This is a genomic window from Devosia sp., assembly GCF_041917035.1.
Taxonomy (GTDB): Bacteria; Pseudomonadota; Alphaproteobacteria; order Rhizobiales; family Devosiaceae; genus Devosia_A.
Map to the genome: position 1 here is coordinate 1 of NZ_JAYRYM010000409.1, position 2,123 is coordinate 2,123.

Here is a 2,123-nt window from a genome sequence, read left to right on the forward strand (position 1 = left end):
TCCGCGGCAGCCTGTTCCTTGTCGGCGCGCGCCTTGGCCTTGCGGGCCCTGGACAGTGAGAGGATTTCGGCCATGGGTCCTCCGGTCAGGCGGGGCGGGACAACTTCAGGTAGACACTGTCGCACCATTCGCCCGCCACATGGAAGGTGCGTTCCGCCCGCCCGGTCTCGGCGAAGCCAAGCCGGCCGAGCAGCCGCAGCGAAGCGAGGTTGCGGGGGTCCACGTCCGCAGTGATGCCGTCGATCGGGTGCGCACCGAAGGCATGGTCGACGAATGCCCTGGCGGCCTCGGTTGCCACCCCGCGTCCCCAGACGTCCGGATGCAGAATGAAGCCGAACTCGGGCATGTTCCAGATGCCGATATTGCCGACCGCGCGACCGTCGAGCTCGATGATCCACTCGTCGCGCCCGGGGTCGCCGCTGAAGAACTGCGCCTGGAACCAGGGCGCGGTCACCGCCATCGACTCATGCGGCGGTGTGGACCAGTAGCGCATCGCCGACGGCGACGACATGAAGGCATGGACCGCCGGGAGATCGGCAGCGACAGCGCGCCGCAGCACCAGCCGATCGGTGCGGATCTCGTTCACACCAGCCGGCTCTGGGCCTTGGCCGCTTCGATGAAGCTGGCGAACAGCGGATGCGGGTCGAACGGCTTGGACTTGAGTTCGGGGTGGAACTGCACGCCGATGAACCACGGGTGGTCGGTGCGCTCGACGATTTCGGGCAGCTTGCCATCGGGCGAGACGCCGGAGAACAGCAGCCCGTTGGCCTCCAGCACCTTGCGGTAGTTCATGTTGACTTCGTAGCGGTGCCGATGCCGCTCGTTGATCCGTGTCGTGCCGTAGATGTCGGCGACACGGCTGCCCTTGGCCAGCTGGGCCGGATAGGACCCAAGACGCATGGTGCCGCCCAGGTCTCCGGCCACGGACCGGGTCTCGGTCTCGTTCCCCTTCAGCCACTCGGTCATGATCCCGACGATCGGCTCCTTGGTCGGACCGAACTCGGTGGAGTTGGCGTTCTTGATGCCGGCCGTGTTGCGCGCGGCCTCGATGCACGCCATCTGCATGCCGAAGCAGATGCCGAAATACGGCACGTCCTTCAGCCGTGCGAAGCGTGCCGCCTGGATTTTGCCGGCCGAGCCGCGTTCGCCGAAGCCGCCGGGCACGAGGATGCCGTGGATGTGCTCGAGATAGGGAGCCGGGTCCTCGCGCTCGAAGATCTCGCTGTCGATCCAGTTGAGGTTGACCTTCACCCGGTTGGCGATGCCGCCATGGACGAGCGCCTCCGAGAGCGACTTGTAGGCGTCCTTGAGGCCGGTGTACTTGCCGACGATGGCGATATTGACCTCGCCCTCGGGATTGTGGAGGCGCGACGAGACCTCTTCCCAGGCCGTCATGTCGGGAGCCGGAGCGTCGGCGAGGCCGAAGGCGGCCAGCACCTCGCGGTCGAGTCCTTCGCGGTGGTAGGCGAGCGGCACGTCGTAGATGGAGGCGACGTCTAGGCCCTGGATCACGGCCGATTCCCGCACGTTGCAGAACAGCGCGAGCTTGCGGCGCTCGGAAGCCGGAATCGGACGGTCGCAGCGCACCAGCAGGATATCGGGCGAAATGCCGATGGAGCGCAGCTCGGCCACGGAATGCTGGGTCGGCTTGGTCTTCAGCTCGCCCGCCGACGGAATGTACGGCATCAGGGTGAGATGCACGTAGACGGTGTTGCCGCGAGGCTGCTCGTTGCCGAACTGGCGGATCGCTTCGAAGAACGGCAGGCCCTCGATGTCGCCGACCGTGCCGCCGATCTCGACCAGGACGAAATCGAACTCGTCATTGCCCTCGCGGATGAAGTCCTTGATCGCATCGGTGACGTGCGGGATCACCTGCACCGTGGCGCCGAGGTAATCGCCGCGACGCTCGCGGGCGATGATGTCGGAATAGATGCGGCCGGTGGTGATGTTGTCGCGCCGGTTGGCATGCCGGCCGGTGAAGCGCTCGTAGTGACCAAGGTCGAGGTCGGTCTCGGCGCCATCGTCAGTGACGAACACCTCGCCATGCTGGGTCGGCGACATGGTGCCGGGATCGACGTTCAGGTACGGGTCGAGCTTCCGCAGCCGGACCTTGTAGCCGCGCG

Annotated in this window: 2 protein-coding genes; both read right to left on the bottom strand. The window is 66.3% G+C overall.

Annotation, left to right across the window (positions count from 1 at the left end):
- Nucleotides 1-85 precede the first annotated feature (85 nt).
- On the bottom strand, nucleotides 86-586 hold the full coding sequence (locus tag ACE3TU_RS21695) for a GNAT family N-acetyltransferase (protein ID WP_374627931.1): 501 nt from the start codon (nucleotides 584-586) through the stop codon (nucleotides 86-88).
- The coding region (locus tag ACE3TU_RS21700; protein ID WP_374627932.1) for a CTP synthase at nucleotides 583-2,123 on the bottom strand (1,541 nt) is incomplete at its 5' end. The genes ACE3TU_RS21695 and ACE3TU_RS21700, both read right to left, overlap by 4 nt.